Below are 19,444 nucleotides of genomic sequence, written 5' to 3' on the forward strand. Positions count from 1 at the left end.
TTTCACGTTCCCACCTCTATTTTGTAACACTCTCCACGCTGACGCAGGTGATGCATCTGTGCCGGGCACCTCGGCTTTCTGGGTGCCAAGGTACTGACGGGAGTTCCGCTTGAGGATCGATAAACCATCCCTGCTGGAAGCTGCTCTGCATGCCCATCAGGTTCCGCGCCAGGCCGATTCGGCCACCGGCGAGGAAGTGATTGAGCCGACGCTGCGCGCCGAGCTGTTCAGCGCCGAGCAAATGGAGCAGTACGGTGTGGCCTTGGCGAAGCAGCACAAGCTGAGTCCGCGCTCTTCTTCGGATCGCTTGCTGAAGCGCCTCGATGAGAATGCGGTTCTGTTGCTGCAGGCTTGCGAAGCGCTGGCTTCGGCAGCCAAGAGCAAGCGGCGAATGTCACCGGCGGGCGAGTGGTTATTGGATAACTACTATCTGATCGAAGAGCAGATCCGCATCGCCCAACGGCATCTGCCCAAAGGCTACAACCGCGAGCTACCCCGGCTGGTGCAGGACGACGTCGACGGCTTTCCTCGCGTCTATATCCTCGCGCTGGAAACCATCTCGCACGGCGACGGTCGCGTCGATGACGAAAGCCTTAGCCGCTTTATTACCGCTTATCAGACGGTGCAGCCGCTGACTCTGGGTGAGTTGTGGGCGATCCCGATCATGCTGCGCCTGGCCCTTATCGAGAACTTGCGCCGCGCGGCGGCACGCGTGCTGGTGGATTGGGATTACCGCGATCAAGCGGGCGAGTGGGCGGATATCGTTACTGAGATTGCCGAGCGTGATCCGAAAAGCGTAGTGATTGGCGTGGCGGACATGGCGCGCTCGAATCCGCCGATGACTAGCGCTTTCGTGGCGGAACTGGCGCGTCGGTTGCATGGGCAGAGCGCCGTGCTGGCGATGCCGTTGACGTGGGTGGAGCAGCGTCTGGCCGAAACGGGATCGAGCATCGAGCACCAGCTGCAACTGGAAGCGCAGGAACAAGCGGCCAATCAGGTGTCGATCGGCAACAGCATCGGCAGTCTGCGCCATCTGTCGGCGATCGACTGGCACGCCTTTGTCGAGCGGCTCAGCATCGTCGAGCAGACCCTGCGCAAGGATCCGTCAGCTGTTTATGCGGATATGGATTTCGCCACGCGCGACCAGTATCGCCATGTCGTGGAGCGGCTTGCGCGCTCAAGCAGCCATTCGGAAGCTGAAGTGGCCGCGATGGCTATTGAACTGGCACGGGCGCACGCGTCGAATAATGCAGTCTCTGGCATCGGCGCTCATGTGGGTTACTACCTTATCGACGACGGGTTGCCCGTATTGGAGCAGCAAGCCGGGTATCGCTATCACAAGGCCATGAATGCACGGCGCGCGCTCCGCGGCATGTCGCTGGTGCTATACCTCGGCACGATCGTGCTGCTCACGCTGGCGTTTTCCGCACCGTTCACGCAGGTGGCGAGAGTCAGCGGTTATCACGGCTGGGTACTGGCGTTGTTGGCTGTGCCGGCCTTGCTCGCGACTAGCCAGTTCGTGCTTGGCCTGGTGAACTGGATCGTCACCGTGACCGCCTCGCCGGCCATGTTGCCGCGCATGGACTATTCGCACGGCGTGCCTGACGCAGTGCGTACGCTGGTAGTAGTGCCTGCGCTATTCGGCAATACGCAGGATGTCGAAGATATGGTCGAAGTGATGGAAGTGCACTTTCTGGCCAATCGCGACGAGAACATCCATTTCGCCCTGTTGAGTGACTACAAGGATGCAGCGGAAGAACACCTCGAGAACGACGAGGCCATTCTTGAGCTTGTGCGCCAGCGCATCGAATCGTTGAACGCGAAGTATGCCCCCGGTTCAGGCGATCGCTTTTATTTGCTGCATCGTCCACGGCGTTTCGACGCTGCAGACAAGATCTGGATGGGTTACGAACGCAAGCGCGGCAAACTCGCAGAGCTCAATGCGCTGCTGCGCAGGGGAGACACCGGCCCGTTTACGGCGATCGTGGGCTCGGTGGGCGTGCTGCGCCACATCAAGTACGTCGTCACGCTGGATGCGGATACACAGTTGCCGCGCGACACCGCGCAGGAATTTGCCGGCACCATGGCGCATCCGCTCAATCGCCCGGTCTATGACGTCGCGAAGGGGTGCATGCTGCGCGGTCACGGCATTCTGCAGCCGCGGTTGGGGATAAGCCTGCCAAGCACCGCGCGCTCACGCTACGCAACGTTGTTCGCTAGCGAGGTGGGTATCGATCCGTATACCCGCATGGTATCGGATGTGTATCAGGATCTGTTCGGAGAAGGGTCGTTTATCGGCAAGGGCATCTACGACGTCGACGCGATCCAGCAATCGCTGGATGATCGCTTTCCCGACAACACCATCCTTAGCCACGATCTGATCGAGGGGTGCTATGCGCGGTCGGGATTGCTGAGCGATCTGCTGTTGTACGAGGAGTATCCGTCCAGTTATATCAGCGATTATCAGCGCCGTCATCGCTGGATTCGTGGCGATTGGCAGCTGTTGCCATGGCTGTTTCCGCGTGTTCCGGCGCTCAGAAAAAATCTGACGAAAAATTCGCTCGACAGCCTGTCGCGCTGGAAGATCTTCGACAATCTCCGCCGCAGCTTGGTCGCACCTTCCTTCGTGGCGCTGTTTCTGATGGCCTGGTTGTGCTTTACGCAGCCGACCTTTTGGACGGTAGCCGTGCTGGCCTTGCTGTTCACTTTGCCATTGCTTTCGTCGCTGCTTGGGCTCGCGCAAAAACCATCCGATGTGTTGCTACGGTCGCATTTGTGGGCCGCGTTGACGCAGGCCGGCCAGCATTTGCTGCGCACCTTGTACGGTTTGATGGTTTTGCCGCACGAGGCGTACTACAGCCTCGACGCCATCGTACGAACGCTTTGGCGCATGTTTGTCAGCCGGCGCAACCTGCTGCAGTGGCGCACTTCGCGCGATGTCGAGCAGGAAGGCAGGCACACCACGGCGCGTATCTACCGTGTGATGTGGATAAATCCGGTGCTTGCTTTGCTTGTCGGCGCGGCGATCTGGTGGCATCAGTCGCAGGTGTTGCTGCCGGCGCTGCCCATCTTGCTGTTGTGGGTGATTGGGCCGGTGGTGGTCCACTGGTCCGGCCAGCGGCACAGGGAAATCGCTTTTGCGCCTTCGGGTCGGCAGCTGCGGTTCCTGCGCAGTTTGTCACGACGTATCTGGGCGTTTTTTGAAACCTATGTGAGCGAGGAAGATAACTGGCTGCCACCTGACAACATGCAGGAGGTGCCTACCACGGTGGTAGCGCATCGCACGTCGCCAACCAATATCGGATTGTCGCTGTTGTCCTGCCTGGCCGCGCACGATTTCGGTTACATCACGACGGGTCGTCTGCTCGACCGTATTGCCAAGACCTTGCAGACCATCCAGGGTATGGAGCGATATCGCGGCCATCTCTATAACTGGTACGACACCACCACCTTGCAGCCGCTTGCGCCGCATTACATCTCCTCGGTGGACAGCGGCAATCTGGCGGCACATTTGCTGACCCTTCGGCCGGGGCTTCTGGCATTGCTGGATGAGCCGCTGTTTCATCTGCGTGCGCTGGAAGGTCTTCGCGACACGCTGACGGTGCTGGGTGACGTCATGCCTTCCGGTCGCCCCGACGCGACGATCGCCGGCCTGCGCCGTTACTTGCAGCAAACACTGCAAGCGCCACCGGAATCGTTGCGTCACGTTGTGCTGTATGTGCTCGATATGCAGCAGAAGATCGACGACTTGCATGCGGCGATTCCCCAAGACGAGTCATCGGAAGCCTCGTTCTGGTATGCGCGCTTGCTCGAGCAGATCGTAGATCTTCGGCGCGAGATGGAACTGGCGTTGACCTGGACCGCTGGCATACCCGATCTGACGGGCATTCCTTCGTTGCGGCAGGTGCTGCTTGCCGGTGTCAGCGCGCCCGTCGATAGCAACTTGGCGAGCCCCGTGGGCCGCCGCGACGAAATCATCCGCCTTGCCACGCTCGTCTCCGATATGGCGGTGATGGATTTCAGCTTCTTGTTCGACGCGCGCAAGAAACTCCTTTCGATCGGCTACAACGTCGACGAGCGTCGCCTGGACGCCGGCTGCTACGACTTGCTTGCATCGGAAGCACGCGCCGCGAGCTATGTCGCCATCGCGCAAGGTCAACTGCCGCAGGAGGGTTGGTTTGCACTGAGCCGACTGCTTACCACGACGGGTGGCGAGCCGGTGCTGCTGTCATGGTCAGGCTCGATGTTCGAATACCTGATGCCGATGCTGATCATGCCCAGCTACGAGGGCACGCTGCTGGACCAGACCTGCCGCGCGGCAGTGAAACGGCAGATCGAATACGGGCAGCAGACAGGCGTGCCGTGGGGTGTTTCCGAATCGGGTTACAACACGGTCGATGTGCACCTCAATTATCAGTACCGCGCATTCGGCGTGCCGGGTCTCGGCCTCAAGCGCGGCCTGGGCGAGGATGTGGTGATTGCGCCTTACGCCAGCGTCATGGCTTTGATGGTTGCGCCGGCAGAGGCCTGCGCCAATCTGGAACGATTGACGGCAGAGGGCAGGCAAGGGCGCTTCGGTTTCTACGAAGCGATCGATTACACCCCGGCGCGCGTGCCGCATGGGCAGACGTCGGTGGTGGTCAGTTCCTTTATGGCGCATCACCAGGGCATGAGCCTGCTTTCGCTGGTCTACATGCTGCTCGATCAGCCCATGCAGCGGCGTTTCGATACCGATCCGCAGTTTCGCGCCAATGCGCTGTTGTTGCAGGAACGCGTGCCGAAATCCGTGATCGAGTACGTGCACGCATCCGGTTTGCAGATGCTGCAGCCCGGCCATACGTCCGCCGAAACGACCATGCGCGTGTTCCAGGATCCGGACATGCCGCGTCCGGCAGTGCAGCTGTTGTCCAATGGACGCTACCACGTGATGGTAAGCAGCTCCGGTGCAGGCTACAGCCGCTGCCGCGATCTGGCGATCAACCGCTGGCACGAGGACATCACCAGCGACAACTGGGGCCAGTTCTGCTATCTGCGTGATGTGGAGACGGGTCAGTTCTGGTCGGCCACGCATCAGCCGACGCTGGTAAAGCCGGATCATTTCGAAGCGATTTTCTCGGACGCACGTGCCGAATTCCGTGTGCGCGAACAGAACTACGATGCGCATACGGAGATCGTCGTATCGCCCGAGGACGACATCGAGCTGAGACGCGTGCGTCTGACCAACCGTGGCCGTCGGGCGCGCACTATCGAAATAACCACGTATGCCGAGCTGGTGATTGCGCCGGCGATGGCGGACGCATCGCATCCGGCCTTTAGCAATCTGTTCGTACAAACCGAGTGGGTCGCCCCCTTGCAGGCCTTGATCGGTACTCGCCGGCCGCGTGCCAACGACGAGCGGGTACCGTGGATGTGTCATGTGATGGCCGTGCATGACGCACAGATCGACGCGATTTCCTATGAAACGGATCGGGCGAAATTCATCGGCCGCGGACGCAGCATCGTCAGGCCACTGGCGCTGAGCAAACTGGAATCGCATGCGCAGCTGTCCAACACGGTCGGCTCGGTGCTCGATCCGATCGTCGCTATTCGCGTGCGCATTACCTTGCCTCCGGAGCATTCCGCCACTATCGATATCGTGACCGGCATGGCGGAGACGCGTGAAGTCTGTCAGCACCTGGCGGAGAAATATCGCGACCGTCATCTGGCCGATCGCGTGTTCGACCTGGCCTGGACACACAGCCAGGTATTGCTGCAACAACTCAACGCCTCGCATGCCGATGCCCGGCTTTACGAGCGCATGGCAGCCTCCATTATTTACGCCAACACGCTGCTGCGCGCCGAATCCGGAGTGCTGCAGGCCAACCAACGCGGCCAATCCGGACTGTGGGGACAAGCCATTTCCGGCGACCTGCCGATTGTGCTGCTGCGTATCGCCGATACCGCCAATATCGATTTGGTGCGGCAGCTGGTGCAGGCGCATGCCTATTGGCGCTTGAAGGGTCTGTCGGTCGATCTGGTGATCTGGAACGAAGACGAGGCGAGCTATCGGCAGCAGCTGCAAGATTTGATTCTCGGACTGATCGCTTCCGGTACCGAGGCCAGTCTGATCGATCACCCTGGCGGCATCTTCGTGCGTCCGTCGCAGCAGTTGTCGCTGGAAGACCGTGTGCTGGTGCAATCGGTGGCGCGCATCGTGCTGTACGACAATCGTGGCACCCTGGCTGAGCAGATCGAACGCCGCCGTGTCGAGTCGCAGTTGCCGCGATTGACAGGGACCAAACCCTATCTCGCCGAGCAGGTTGCGGTGGACGATGACACCCAGGCTTTGTTCGATACCTTGCAACTGACCAACCGCTACGGTGGCTTCGCGCCCGATCTGACCGAATACGTCATCATTCTGCGTCCGGGACGCCACACGCCGGCGCCGTGGGCGAATGTGCTGGCCAACCCTGATTTCGGCTGTGTGATTTCCGAAGCAGGCAGCGTGTACACCTGGGCCGAGAACTCGCATGAGTTCCGCTTGACGCCATGGCATAACGATCCCATCAGCGACAGTTGCGGCGAGGCCGTTTATCTGCGCGATGAGGAAAGTGGCCATTACTGGTCACCGACGCCCTTGCCGCATCGTGGCAAGGGTGCGTACGTCACGCGGCATGGCTTTGGCTATACGGTGTTCGAGCACGTCGAAGACGGCATTCATTCCGAACTGTGGGTGTACGTCGCTTTGCACGCGCCGATCAAATTTTCGGTGCTGCGCGTGCATAACCGCTCGGGACGGCCGCGCCGATTGTCGGCGACGGGCTACGTGGAATGGGTGCTGGGCGATATGCGCGACAAATATGCGATGCATATCGCGACCGAATCCGATCCGGTGACCGGCGCACTGCTGGCGCGCAATGCGTACAACACCGAGTTTCAGGGCAGGGTGACGTTCTTCGACACCGATGCCACCACACGCAGCGTGACGGGCGATCGTGGCGAATTCCTTGGCCGCAACGGCAATCCACGCACACCCGCCGCGATGGGGCGCAGCGGTTTGTCCGGTCGCTTGGGTGCCGGGCTCGATCCCTGTGCTGCGATCCAGGTGCCGTTCGAGCTTGGCAAGGACGAAATGCGGGAAGTGATTTTCCGCCTCGGTGCTGCGCACGATACCAAAGGTGCCACCGAACTGGTGCAGCGCTACCGCGGCTCGACCACGGCCACCAACATATTGGACGAAGTACGCATGCATTGGTACTGGACGCTGGGCAAGGTGCAAGTCGTTACACCCGATGTAGCGGTGAATGCGCTGGCCAACGGCTGGTTGATGTACCAGGTGATTGCGTCGCGCTTTTGGGGACGTAGCGGCTATTACCAATCCGGCGGCGCGTTCGGTTTCCGCGATCAGCTGCAGGATTCGATGGCGATGGTGCACGCCAGTCCGTACAGCTCACGCCAGCATCTGTTGCTGAGCGCAGCGCATCAGTTCGTAGAGGGAGATGTACAGCATTGGTGGCATCCGCCTTTGGATCGCGGTGTACGCACGCATTGTTCCGACGACTATCTGTGGTTGCCGCTGGCGACCAGTCGCTATGTGCATGTCACGGCCGATACGGGTGTGATGGACGAACACATCGGTTTTGTCGAAGGTCGCCCGGTAAGGCCCGACGAAGAGTCCTATTACGACCTGCCGACACGTTCCGACCAGAGCGCCACGCTGTACGAGCACTGTGTACGCGCGATTGAAAGGGGTATGGCACGCGGCCCGCATGGCTTGCCTTTGATCGGTACCGGCGACTGGAACGACGGCATGAACCGCGTCGGTGAAAAAGGTACCGGCGAAAGCATCTGGCTCGGCTTTTTCCTCCATCAAGTGCTCACCGAGTTTGCCGGTACCGCACGACGGCACAATGATGAAGCGTTCGCCAAACGTTGCGAGGACGAGGCGAAGAAGCTAGCCGCCAGTCTCGAACAGAACGGTTGGGATGGCGAATGGTATCGACGGGCGTATTTCGACGACGGTACGCCGCTGGGTTCCAAGCAGAACGAAGAATGCCGCATCGATTCCATTGCGCAGAGCTGGTCGGTGCTTTCCGGTGTAGCGTCGCAGGAACGGCGCCATCAGGCGATGGAGTCGTTGGACAAATATCTGGTGAAGCGCGAGGCAGGCATCATCCAGCTGCTCGATCCACCGTTCGACCGCTCATCCTTGGACCCCGGCTACATCAAGGGTTATGTGCCTGGCGTGCGCGAAAACGGCGGCCAATACACGCACGCCGCGGTGTGGGCCACGATGGCGTTCGCGGCGATGGGTGACGCGCGGCGCGCTTGGGAGCTGCTGCGCATGATCAGCCCCATCAGCCATGGCACTGGCGAAGGTCGCATCGACGTCTACAAGGTGGAGCCTTATGTGATCGCCGCCGACGTGTATTACGGCGCGCCGCATCAGGGCCGCGGTGGCTGGACCTGGTATACGGGTTCCGCGGGGTGGATGTATCGCCTGATCCTGGAATCGCTGCTGGGTCTGCGCGTGGAGGGCGAAAGCCTGTACATAGAACCGGTACTTCCTCCAGACTGGACGCAGTACAGCCTGAGCTACCGGCATCGCGAGACCGACTACGAGATCGTGGTGCATGCAGCGGAAGGGTCGGCGGGACCGCGCCGCATCCTGGTCAACGGCCAACCGATCGATGCTGATCGGCTGCCGCTGGTCGACGATGGCAGCGAGCATCATGTGGATATTTATCTGTGAACACCGTTACAACGACACCTACTACCGTCTTTCTGCTCGACGTCGACAACACACTGCTCGACAACGACCGCTTCGCGGCAGAACTCCGTGCACGTCTGACGTACCAATTCGGTCAGGCTGAATGCGATCGCTACTGGTCTCTTTATGAGCAGCTTCGAGACACGGTGGGCTATGCCGATTACCTCGGCGCGCTGCAACACTTCCGGCGCGAGAACGACGACCGTCCTGGTCTACTCGCCATGTCTGCATGGTTGCTCAACTACCCGTTTGAAAATCTGCTGTTCCCGAGTGCTCTGGAAACCATCGGACAATTGAATGCGTTGGGACGCACGGCGATTCTTTCCGACGGCGACATCGTGTTTCAGCCGCACAAGATCGACTCGGCCGGTTTGTATGGCGCGGTCGATGGCCATGTGCTGATTTTCGTGCATAAGGAACATGCGCTCGATGCGATGCAGGCGCGCTATCCCGCGTCTCACTACGTGATGGTCGACGACAAGCCGCAGCTGCTTGCGGCGATGAAGCGCTATCTGGGCGAACGGCTCAGTACCGTATTCGTGCAACAGGGTCACTACGCCGCACAGGCCGATCTCACGGCGTTGCAGCCGAGGCCGGATTACAGCATCGCCACCATTGGCGATTTGCCGAAGCTTGCCGCCGAACTGGTGCGCATACGAGCGGTCCCTGTGGCCTGAATGTAGGGCGACCGGTGCCTTCGACCGGATCGTCTTATTCGTAAACGTGGGATGCATCGTCGCGGATAATGGGCGACTCACATCGATCCTTGAGGGCTGTACGCACGTGAACGCCAAAGTCGACAAACAGGCCGGAAAGATTGCACTGGAAAGCATGCTGGTAGACGTGCAGAAACTGCTGGATGCCTACACCGATCTGCGCCCGGACCCCGCCGAAGTCTCTCAGCGCGTGGCCTTCGGCACCTCCGGTCATCGCGGCTCCTCGTTCGACCGCAGCTTCAACGAATGGCATGTGCTGGCCATCACCCAGGGCATCTGCGACTACCGCCGGCACAAAGGTATCGACGGTCCCTTGTTTATCGGCATCGATACGCATGCGCTTTCGCGGCCGGCATTCGAGAGTGCGCTGGAAGTGTTGGTCGCCAACGATGTGCAGGTGATGGTTTCCGCCGGCGACGAATTCACGCCGACGCCCGCTATTTCGCACGCCATCATCGTTTACAACCGTGGCCGCAAGGATGGGTTGGCCGACGGTATCGTGATTACGCCATCGCACAATCCACCCGACAACGGCGGTTTCAAATACAACCCGCCCAATGGCGGACCCGCCGAAACCGACGTTACCGGCTGGATCCAGCAACGCGCCAACGAGCTGTTGTCGAACCAACTAAGCGGCGTCAAGCGCATGAGTTTTGCGCAAGCCCGACACTCGAGCCGGGTGCACGAACACGACTACCTCACCCACTATGTCGAAGATCTGAAGAACATCATCGACTTCGATGTGATCCGCCATGCCGGCGTGCATATGGCGGTCGATCCGCTCGGTGGCGCCGGCGTGCACTACTGGCAGCCGATCGCACAGCGCTATGGCATCGACCTTACTGTCGTCAGCCAGACTGTCGATCCCACCTTCCGCTTCATGACGGTGGATTGGGATGGAAAGATCCGCATGGATCCTTCGTCGCCTTATGCCATGCAGCGCCTGATCGGGCTGAGAGATCAGTATGACGTTGCCTTCGCCTGCGATACCGATCACGACCGTCACGGCGTGGTGGCGCGCAGCTGTGGATTGATGCTGCCGAACAACTATCTGTCCGTGATGGTCGACTACCTCTATCGCCACCGCCCGCAATGGAGTGACAAAGCGGGCGTCGGTAAAACCGTCGTCAGCAGCTCGTTGATCGACAGAGTGGCCCAGCGACTTGGCCGTACCCTCTATGAAGTGCCGGTGGGCTTCAAGTGGTTCGCCGATGGGTTGTTCGAAGGCTCGCTGGGTTTCGGCTGCGAGGAAAGCGCCGGTGCATCGATGTTGCGTCACAATGGCTGCGTCTGGACTACGGACAAGGACGGTATCGTGCCGGCGCTGCTCTCCGCAGAGATGACTGCGCGAACTGGCAAGGATCCGGGCCAACTCTTCGCGGAATTGACCGATGCGCTCGGCAAGCCGTATTCCAGTCGTATCGATGCGCCCGCCAATGCGCAGCAGAAAGCGAAGCTTTCGAAGCTGTCGCCGCAGCAGCTGCAAAGTCAGCAGCTGGCTGGTGAAAAGATCGAGCTCGTGCTCGATCGCGCGCCCGGCAACCATGCCGCCATCGGCGGTATCAAGGTGATAGCGGCCAACGGCTGGTTTGCCGCGCGCCCGTCGGGTACCGAGGAGATCTACAAGATCTACGGCGAGAGCTTCACGAGCGAGGCGCATTTGCAGGCGATCTTGCAGGAAGCGCAGAAGATCGTGGATGCAGCTCTCATTTAAAAAGTTATATATAACATATAGTTATAATACATAATTAAAGTTATTCATTGCCCGCTGGCAACGGCGCCGGGCAGGGCTCCGCCAGGTCGCAAATCCGTCGACAGTATCCACATCATCGTTTCAGGGCCTGCGCTAAGCTCGTCAACGTGTTTGCCTAGCAAGATCAACGAGGGGTGTCATGGCTCATGTCGAATTGAGGCCGGTTGTCCACGTCGATAACGAGTGGCGCCGTTGGATTGCCGAAAACCTGCTGCTGGGTGGTCCGCCGCAGGGCATTTACGAGCAGATGCTCCGCGCCGGTATTCCGCACGAGGAAGCCGTGCACGAACTTCAGCAGGCGCTGGCGAGCCCCTATCTACTGGGCGCGCAACGGCTGAAGAACCGCCTCGCCAAGCATGACTGGGTGCTCGACAACCAGCGCCGGATGAATCGTCTGCGCGACGCGGAGGTACCGCGGCGCCACAAGTTGTCGCGCGCAGAATTCCTCGACGCGTATTACTCCGCGGGCCGTCCGGTCATCATCACCGGCATGATGGAAGATTGGCCGGCGATGACGAAGTGGGGACTCGACTACTTCAAGGATCGTTGCGGCGACCGTGAGGTGGAAATCCAGTTCGGCCGCGATGCCGATGACCAGTACGAACTGCGCAAGACAGCGCATCGCAAGACCATGTTGTTCGGCGACTATGTCGAACTGGTGCGCAACGCCGGGCGCAGCAACGATTTCTATATGACGGCGTACAACGAAGGACTGAATCGCACGGCGCTAGCCGAGTTATGGCAGGACATCGTGCAGATTCCCGAGTATTTGACCAGTGAAGGCTCTACGCAGGGATTCCTGTGGTTCGGGCCGCCCGGCACGATCACGCCGTTCCATCACGACCTCACCAACAACTTTATGGCGCAGGTGTTAGGGCGCAAGCGCGTATTGCTGATGCCTGCTTGCGAGGTGGGTCATGTGTACAACCACGAGCATTGCTTTACGCATGTGGATGGACGGCAGATCGATCTTGAACGTTATCCGCGCATGCACGATGTGCAGGTTCTTTCCTGTACGCTGAATCCTGGCGAGGTGCTGTTTCTTCCGGTCGGCTGCTGGCACTTCGTCGAAGGTCTGGATACTTCGGTGACGGTGTCGTTTACCAATTTTCTTTGGGACAACGATTTCACCGCCGAGTATCCGCAGCAGCAGGCGTTCTGAACGGTGGCGTTGTCGTACCAACGCCAACTAAGCGTTCTTCTCTTTCGAGAAGTACGCAAATAAGGCTACGATAACTACTCGAGCGGCAGCATTGCCCAGAATGACAGCACTCGCACCGCGAGCATAGGCATAGGCTTCGAGCACACCGGACGATCCGTGGAAGGCCATGCAGCTCCAGGCGACAAGCCGGAGCGCTTGCGGGTCCGTCAAGCGACTACCGCCAAACGACAGGACGGCTATGCCGAATTCTGCGCCTGCGAGTAGATACGCGATCACATGAGCGTTTTGTTCGAGATGGATCCCGATGATGCTTGGGATCAGGCTGGGAGCGATCACCAACACGACGGCAGCGGCCAGGGTGACCAGCCCGTGCGCGATGAGCAGCGTGCGCAGCCCTTTGTAGTTCATATCCTCCGTTCCCCTTTCCCGTGTTGTCTAGCGTCCGCCATCGCAACGCGGGAGGCAAGCGGCAGCTTTTTTTCAAAAAGCGGCCAACGCCATCTCTCTGGAAATTACGACGCAGGCCCCCACATAGAGGCTACGTTAACGAGGACGCCACATGATTCCCTTTTCTGTACTCGATCTCGCACCAGTCACTGAAGGGAACACGCCCACGCAAGCCTTCGCCAATACGCTGGACCTTGCGCAATGGACCGAGAACCTCGGTTACCAGCGCTACTGGCTCGCCGAACACCACAACATGCCAGGTATCGCCAGCGCGGCGACGGCTGTGCTGATCGGGCATGTGGCCGGCGGAACGTCGCGGATCAGAGTAGGGGCGGGCGGCATCATGCTGCCCAATCATGCGCCGCTGCAGGTGGCGGAACAGTTCGGCACGCTGGCGTCGCTGTATCCGGGACGCATCGATCTTGGCTTGGGCCGCGCGCCGGGCACGGATCAGGCGACGGCACGCGCTTTGCGGCGTTACTACGACGGTGCGGAAACATTTCCAAACGATGTGCAAGAACTGCTCGCGTTCTTCGAGCCGGCGTCGCCTGGCCAGGCAGTGCGCGCAGTTCCCGGCGCCGGTGTGGATGTGCCGGTGTGGTTGCTCGGTTCCAGTCTCTTCAGCGCGCAGCTTTCGGCGGCGCTCGGTCTGCCATTTGCCTTTGCGTCGCATTTCGCGCCGGACGCGATGGACGAAGCCTTGATGCTTTACCGTCGCGATTTCAAACCCTCCGCGCGTTTGAGCCAGCCCTACGCGATGCTCGGTGTAAACGTCGTTGCCAGCGAAACCGACCGCGAGGCAAAACGCTTGTTCACTACGCAGCAGCAAAGCTTTATCAATCTGCGGCGCGGCCGACCGGGATTGATCCCGCCGCCGATCGACGATATCGAAACCTATTGGACGCCCACTGAGCGGTACGGTGTCGAGCGGGCACTGGCCTGCGCCATCGTCGGTGACGCCGACACAGTGCGGGAGGGGTTGGCCGCATTCATCGCGCGGCATCGTCCGGATGAGTTGATGCTGACGACTAACGTCTTCGACCATGCGGCGCGAAAGCGTTCGTTCGAATTGGCCGCACAAGCGCGTCTACAGTTGGCGGCGGACGCCTAGACGCCCGTCCAGGCCTCGGCTGCATGCCAGGCCTCGTAAGTTGGCGGCGTGATCGCGAGCCCGGCGCTACAAATTCATTTACAAATAAATAGTACATTTATATAATAAATGTAACTAAACGACATGGGCCCTCCCATGACCGATTTCGCCTCCACCGAGCAGCGATTGTCGGTGACCTGTCGCCGCTATCCCGATTTTCCCCGCCGTCCCGGCATCTTGGTGCGCCTGATCACGCACATCTATAAGGCGTTGCACGACGAGGCGAATGCCTTGCTCAAGCCTTACGGCCTCAATCATCCCGAGTACAACTTGCTGATGATGCTGTACGGTACGACGAGCGGTACGATGTCGCCATCGGAGCTGGCGGATGTTGCGGGAGAAAAGTCCGCCAACATCACCAGGCTTACCAACGAACTAAGCGAAAAAGGACTGATCTCCCGCAGCGCAAGCGCCGACGACCGGCGCAAGGTTGAACTCAGCTTGACACCGCAAGGGTTGGCGGCTATCGAAAGTTTACTTCCTGACATCTGCGGGTTGCTGGCGAGGCAGGGACGTCACCTGACGATCTCTGAGCAGGTTCAGCTCGAAAAGTTGTTGAAGAAGTTCCTGAGCGGATTGGCAGACTGAGGCCGTCACCGTCATGTCCGTAACCGACGTCAATGCAGTGACGCCTACGACGCGTGAAATTGTCGTGGCGAGCTTGCGCGCCGAATCCGACACGTGGCTGTTCGTGGCCAAGACTCTGCTGGCATTCTTCATTACCGGTTGGATCGCCATGCGTGTGGCGCTGCCGCAGCCGTCCACGGCAATGATAACGACCATCATCGTTGCCAACCGCCAGTCGGGCATGGTGCTGGCCAAGAGTTTCTATCGGGCGATCGGCACGCTTTGCGGTGCCTCGGCCGCACTCTTGATTGTCGCGCTCTTTCCGCAACAGCGCGTGCTGTTTCTTGCTGCGCTGTCGCTGTGGGTAGGTATTTGCTCCGGCGGCGCAGCGCTGTACCGCAACTTCAAATCCTATGCATTCGTGCTTAGTGGCTATACGGCGGCCATCGTTGCACTACCGGTGATCGACCATCCGCCCGATGTATTCGATTCAGCGGTTGCACGCATCAGCGAAGTGCTTCTGGGGATCACGGTTTCCGGTGTCGTCAGCGACGTTGTATTTCCGGTTCACATTCGCGAGGTGTTGCGCCGGACGGCACGCGACCAGTTTGCGCATTTCATACAGTTCGTTCAGCGGACCATGTGCGGTCGCATCGCGCGGAGCGATATCGAAAATGCTCACCTGCGCTTTGTGCGCGATGCGGTGACTCTGGAAGATTTGCGCAGCTCGGTGATCTTCGAAAATCCGGAGGCACGCGCTCGCAGTGGCCATATGTTGCTCCTCAATCAGCGCTTCATGGCCGCTTCGACCAGCCTGCAATCGCTGCATCACCTCATCAATCGCCTGAAGCGAAACGGACACGAGGTACCGGCCCAGGCACTGATTGCCCTCTACAACCCGATTGCCGTCGCGCTGGATACCCCGGTCGATCCGGCCATGCCCGCCATTGCATTGTTGCCGCAACTGGAAGCGGCACAACGGACCATGGACGCACAGGCACAGGTTGTACGCGGCAGCCTGGCAGCCGAAAGCGACGTGCGCGACTTCGATACCGGCGCCAATCTGATTCACCGCTTTGCCGAAGAGCTCCATGCATACGTCGATACCGCGGCGCTGTTGCAGACACCGGGCGGCATACCCGGTTCGGCCGAACGAGTGCGTTTTACGCGCGGCAACGATTTCTACAGCGCCGGACTTGCCACGTTGCGCACGACCATGACCATGGCATTGCTGTCGATATTCTGGATTACATCCGCGTGGCCCTTCGGCCCTTCGGCGATGCTTCTGGCTACCGTATTCGCAGGTTTGTTCGCGGCAATACCGAATCCGACCAGGGCTCTTAAAGCGACGTTCGTGGGTGTTTTCATGGGCATAACGGCCAGTTTCATTTGCCAGTTCGTCGTGCTTCCGAACATGGATGGCTATGGTCTGTTCGTCGCCGGTTGCATACCTTGTCTGATGGTGGGTGTGGCGATGATGGCTTGGCCGCCACTGGCAGTTGTCGGTACGGGATATACGCTGGGTTTCGCCATCACCCTCGTTGCGAAGAACGAGATGGTGTTCGATATCGTGCACTTCACGAACGATGCGATCGCGGACTTGATAGGTCTTGGCGCCGCGATGGTTGCATTTGTCTTTGTGCCATCAACGTTCGGAACGCCCTGGTTCCGCCGTCATCAGTTCGAACTGCTGCGCCGACAGGTGAGCATGGCGGCGGAAGCACCGCTGCCAGGTCTTCGTCATCGCTTCGAGAGTGTGAATCACGATCTTTTCGGTCAAATCGTGGCGCAGACCGAACGTGGCAGCAAGGATTCCAGGTCCTTGTTTGCCTGGGCGCTTGCGGTAAACGAAACCGGCCGCGCAGTGATCCAGTTGCGCAGCGATATGTCGGAAAGCCAATGGTCCGACGATATCCACAGCACCATCGATGCGACGATTCACGCACTTGCGCAGCTTTACGAACAACCCAGCGCCGCCCGTTATCTGCAAGCGCGCGATGCCATCAGGGCGGCGATCGACCAAGCCGGAAAACTCGGCATGGCTCGTCCGCTGCTCGACCATTTGAATCTGCTTCGCATGGCGTTGCTCGATGAACAATCCGTGCTGGCCGAATACATGCCACCAGGAGCCCATGCCGCAGGAGTGAGCCATGCCACGTGAAATTGCTTTGGGTGGTGCATTCGCGCCGGGGCTACTGGTGTGGTTCGTGATATCGGTGGGGCTGTTGTTGCTCATCGATACGGTGATCGGCCGTTTCGGTCTGTATCGCTTTGTCTGGCATCCGGCATTGTTCCGGCTGGCGCTCATGGTCTGCATTTTCGGCAGCATTGCGCTGCTGCTCTATTGATGGCGAAGATTTCACACCAAACCTTATGAAAATTGCCCTTTATATCCGCGTTGCTCTCACTGCCATCGTGTTGCTGCTCGCCGTGCTTATCGCGCACGCACTGTGGAAGCACTACATGTATTCGCCCTGGACGCGCGATGGGAGAATACGCGCCTATGTGGTGCGCATCGCACCGGATGTTTCCGGTCTGGTGACCCAGGTGAACGTCGGCGATAACCAGACGGTGAAGAAGGGCGATGTGTTGTTCGTCGTCGATCATGCGCGTTATCAGGATGCCGTCGATCAGGCCAAGGCGAATCTCGCTGCAGCGCAGGCCGCAGTGCGCGCGGCTGGCGCCAATATCGATGCGGCCGCGGCCGGCGCAGCACAGAGCAAGTCCAACTTCGATATGTATGCGGCGCAATCTAAACGTCGCCAGGATTTGGCGGACGTGGTTTCCACAGAAGACCGCGCCAATGCCGTTGCCACCGCGAACGCCGCGCGTGCAGGTGTGAGTCGCGCGCAAGCGGGGCAAGAACAGGCGCAGGCCGCTCAGCAGCAGGCCATGGCAGCGGTGAAACAGGCGCAGGTCGAGTTGGCTACGGCGCAACTCAATCTGGAGCGTACCGAAGTGCGTGCGCCGGTTGACGGCTACGTTACCAACCTGCTTGTACGCGTCGGCGATTACGCCAGCGTCGGTGCGCCGCGCCTCGCGCTGATCGACAGCGACTCCTACTGGATAGACGGATATTTCGAAGAGACGAAACTGCCGCACCTACATGTAGGTGATCCGGTGGATATCCGTCTGATGAGCGGCGGCGTGCAGCTGCATGGCACGATTGAGAGCATTGCGCGCGGCATCACCGACGCCGCCAATCCCACCGGGAACGATCTGCTCGCCAATATCAATCCCACGTTCAACTGGGTGCGTCTAGCGCAAAGGGTGCCGGTGCGGGTGCGTGTCGATGCCGAGCACATGCCGGCTGGAACGGTACTGGTAGCAGGCATGACGGCGACCCTGATTGTGCATCCGGACGAACATGGCAACGCTGCCGCTGCTTCACGGTGAACGACCGATGCGTATCGCGATGATCACCATGACTAGTTTGAAGAACACCGCGCTCGCCACAACGCTTTGCCTTGCGTTAGCGGGCTGCGTCACGCCAGGTGGTTTGCATCCTACCGGTGCCAGGATCGATCCGAACAGCCTCAGGAGCGAGCGAAGCCTTGCCAATGTGACGTTGAGTCCGACCGCGTGGCCGAAAAAAGACTGGTGGATCGGTTTCGGCGATCCGCAGCTGTCTTCACTGATCGACGAAGCGTTGAAAACCAACCCCAGTCTTGATGAGGCTCAGGCCCGCGCAAGGCAGGCGGAAGCGGCCGCAGACAGTCTGAACGCAGCGCGCGCACCGCAGGCGGAACTCGATGCGAGTGTCACGGGCGCGCGGCTGTCCGGCAAGGATCCCATTTATCCCTCGTATGCCATCGGTACCTTCGCCTGGAGCAAATCCGTCACTGCGGGTTTTTCGTGGGATCTCGATCTTTGGGGTGGCAAGCGCGCAGCATGGGAAGCGGCGCTCGGCCGCAGTCACGCCGCGGAACTCGATGCCTATGCCGCGCGCATCGAATTGTCAGTCAATGTCGCGCGCGCTTATGTGAGCCTGGGCTACGCATTCACACAGCAAGATGTGGCCGAACGCGAGCAGCAACGGACGTCGCAATACCTGGCGTTGACACGTCGCCTGGTTGCCGGCGGTCTGGGTACGCCACAGCAGGAAGCCTTGGCCGACTCGGAAGCCGCCAGCGCCGAACAGCAAAAAGCACAGGCCGATCGCGCCATCATCGCTGCGCAAACCAGTCTCTCGGTGTTGCTGGGGCAGGGGCCCGATCGCGGTTTGAGCATTGGCCGCCCGGGCTCGCTTGATTTGGGTCAGCTTGCGTTACCCGACGCGTTGCCGGTGGATCTGATCGGTCGCCGTACTGATCTGGTTGCCGCTCGCTGGCGCGTCGAAGCTGCCGCGAGGGACATCAAGGCAGCGCGAACTCAGTTCCTTCCCAATATCAGCCTAAGCGCGATGGCGGGATTCGTTGCCGTCGGCGGCAGTACCAATGTGTTCCAGTTGCCCGCGCGCACCTACGCGGTCGCTCCTGCTTTGAGTTTGCCGATTTTCGATGGAGGCCGTTTGCGCGCCAATTTGGCTGCGGCAAACGCAGGCTATGACGAGGCTGTCGCGCGTTACAACACCTTATTGATCGGTGCGCTCAATCAGGTGTCCGATCTGGTCTCCGCGTTGGCGTCGGTGCGCACGCAGATCGCGCTCGAGAAGCGCGCCGAAGTCGATGCCCGCAAGAGTTGGCAAGATGCGATGGCGGGCTACAAAGGCGGCGTGAACGGCCCGTTGACACCGTTGATCAGTCGCCAGCAACTGCTGCTTGCCGAGCAACAGCTTGCAGCGCTGGAAAGCCAGCAGGCGGATCTTTCTATCCGTCTTATCGATGCTTTGGGTGGTGGTTACGGCGCCGACGCATCCAGCGGAGCCATGAACCAGAACACCATGCGCTGACCGGCGACG

The 19,444-nt window shown here is 60.0% G+C and carries 11 protein-coding genes; 10 read left to right on the top strand and 1 reads right to left on the bottom strand.

Translation table 11 applies throughout. The features are described from left to right. The first annotated feature begins 109 nt into the window (after window positions 1-109). The 4 genes from QQL64_RS04520 (at window position 110) to QQL64_RS04535 (ending at window position 12,380) form a co-directional block, all read left to right on the top strand. Window positions 110-8,731, top strand: coding sequence for a glycoside hydrolase family 94 protein (locus QQL64_RS04520; RefSeq protein WP_284396313.1), 8,622 nt, complete (start codon window positions 110-112; stop codon window positions 8,729-8,731). Beyond that, a complete protein-coding gene (locus tag QQL64_RS04525; protein ID WP_284396316.1) occupies window positions 8,728-9,426 on the top strand; it encodes an HAD family hydrolase in 699 nt (232 codons plus the stop codon). The genes QQL64_RS04520 and QQL64_RS04525 overlap by 4 nt, the downstream gene beginning before the upstream one ends. 106 nt (window positions 9,427-9,532) lie before the next feature. Continuing rightward, window positions 9,533-11,179 carry a phosphoglucomutase (alpha-D-glucose-1,6-bisphosphate-dependent) gene (gene pgm / locus QQL64_RS04530; RefSeq protein WP_284396318.1) on the top strand — a complete coding sequence of 549 codons (1,647 nt, stop codon included), beginning with the start codon at window positions 9,533-9,535 and terminating at the stop codon, window positions 11,177-11,179. A gap of 178 nt (window positions 11,180-11,357) precedes the next feature. Then, entirely contained in the window at window positions 11,358-12,380 is a 1,023-nt protein-coding gene (locus QQL64_RS04535; RefSeq protein WP_284396319.1) for a cupin-like domain-containing protein, read from the top strand. A 27-nt stretch (window positions 12,381-12,407) separates the two neighbouring features. Here QQL64_RS04535 and QQL64_RS04540 read toward each other — a convergent pair whose 3' ends face one another. Further along, on the bottom strand, window positions 12,408-12,788 hold the full coding sequence (locus QQL64_RS04540; protein ID WP_284396320.1) for a hypothetical protein: 381 nt from the start codon (window positions 12,786-12,788) through the stop codon (window positions 12,408-12,410). A 151-nt stretch (window positions 12,789-12,939) separates the two neighbouring features. Between QQL64_RS04540 and QQL64_RS04545 the strand changes: the two genes are divergently transcribed. From QQL64_RS04545 to QQL64_RS04570, 6 genes are all read left to right on the top strand, one after another. Next, complete coding sequence (locus tag QQL64_RS04545; RefSeq protein WP_284396321.1) at window positions 12,940-13,938, top strand: LLM class flavin-dependent oxidoreductase; 999 nt, start codon at window positions 12,940-12,942, stop codon at window positions 13,936-13,938. 135 nt (window positions 13,939-14,073) lie between these two features. Continuing rightward, complete coding sequence (locus QQL64_RS04550) at window positions 14,074-14,565, top strand: MarR family winged helix-turn-helix transcriptional regulator (protein WP_284396323.1); 492 nt, start codon at window positions 14,074-14,076, stop codon at window positions 14,563-14,565. A gap of 13 nt (window positions 14,566-14,578) precedes the next feature. Then, entirely contained in the window at window positions 14,579-16,705 is a 2,127-nt protein-coding gene (locus QQL64_RS04555; RefSeq protein ID WP_284396324.1) for an FUSC family protein, read from the top strand. Then, a complete protein-coding gene (locus QQL64_RS04560; protein WP_284396326.1) occupies window positions 16,695-16,892 on the top strand; it encodes a DUF1656 domain-containing protein in 198 nt (65 codons plus the stop codon). The genes QQL64_RS04555 and QQL64_RS04560 overlap by 11 nt, the downstream gene beginning before the upstream one ends. A gap of 25 nt (window positions 16,893-16,917) precedes the next feature. Next, entirely contained in the window at window positions 16,918-17,940 is a 1,023-nt protein-coding gene (locus QQL64_RS04565) for an HlyD family secretion protein (RefSeq protein WP_284396328.1), read from the top strand. Beyond that, complete coding sequence (locus QQL64_RS04570) at window positions 17,912-19,435, top strand: efflux transporter outer membrane subunit (protein WP_345782626.1); 1,524 nt, start codon at window positions 17,912-17,914, stop codon at window positions 19,433-19,435. Before QQL64_RS04565 ends, QQL64_RS04570 begins: the two co-directional genes overlap by 29 nt. Window positions 19,436-19,444 lie beyond the last annotated feature (9 nt).

Origin of the sequence: Dyella lipolytica (assembly GCF_030160075.1) — a bacterium.
GTDB lineage: Bacteria > Pseudomonadota > Gammaproteobacteria > Xanthomonadales > Rhodanobacteraceae > Dyella_B > Dyella_B lipolytica.